The sequence below is a fragment of the Micromonospora orduensis genome, assembly GCF_006228125.1.
GTDB classification, from domain to species: Bacteria; Actinomycetota; Actinomycetes; order Mycobacteriales; family Micromonosporaceae; genus Micromonospora; species Micromonospora orduensis.
The window spans coordinates 1-855 of the sequence record NZ_VDFY01000005.1 but is presented as its reverse complement, the minus strand read 5'-3'; the positions used below and the strand labels follow the sequence as shown (position 1 = coordinate 855).

1 protein-coding gene is annotated in these 855 nt (G+C 72.6%); it reads left to right on the top strand.

Features of this window, described 5'->3' with window-relative positions; translation table 11 throughout:
* The coding region (locus tag FHG89_RS00025) for a VirB4 family type IV secretion system protein (protein WP_425280134.1) at window positions 1-825 on the top strand (825 nt) is incomplete at its 5' end.
* Window positions 826-855: the final 30 nt, after the last annotated feature.

Below are 855 nucleotides of genomic sequence, written 5' to 3'. Positions count from 1 at the left end.
GTCCTCACCCGCCGCGGCCTGTTCCTGCACACCCTCATCGCGGTGGTGCTCGGCCAACAACCGCCGCCGGCGGAGCGGGCGTCCCTGGATCGAGCCATCCTCGGCGTCTACCGAGCGGCGGGCATCACCGCCGACCCCGCCACTCATCACCGACCCGCACCGTTGCTGCGCGACCTCGCCGACCGCCTGCACGCCGATGACGACCTCGCCGCCGTCCAGCTTGCCGCCCGCCTGGCCCCGTGGGTGCACGGGTCGTTCTCGAACCTGTTCGACGGGCCCAGCACTGCTCGCCCCGACGGGCATTTGGTGGTGTGGTCGTTGCGGCACCTGCCCGACGAGCTGCGCGCCGTCGGCACCCTCCTCGCCCTCGACGCGATCTGGCGGCAGGTCGACGCCCCCAGCGAACTGGCCACCCGCCAGCTGGTCGTGGTGGACGAGGCGTGGCTGCTGATGCGCGACGGCGAGGGCGCCCGGTTCCTGTTCCGCATGTCCAAGGCCGCCCGCAAGCGCCACGCCGGCCTGACCGTCATCACCCAGGACGTCGCCGACGTCCTCGGCACCGACCTCGGCCACGCGGTCGTCGCGAACGCCGCCACGCAGGTGCTGCTCAAGCAGGCCCCGCAGGCCATCGACGCCGTCGGCGACGCGTTCGGCCTCACCGCCGGCGAACGCCGACTGCTGCTCGCGGCCCGCGTCGGCACCGGCCTACTCATCTCCGGTGCCAACCGGACCAGCTTCGACGCCATCGCCTCTAACACCGAACACCAGCTGTGCACGACCCGCCCGACCGACCTCGCCGACCTCGACGAGGGAGACGACCTGTGACCCCGTCAGCCACCGCGATCACGGCTGTCC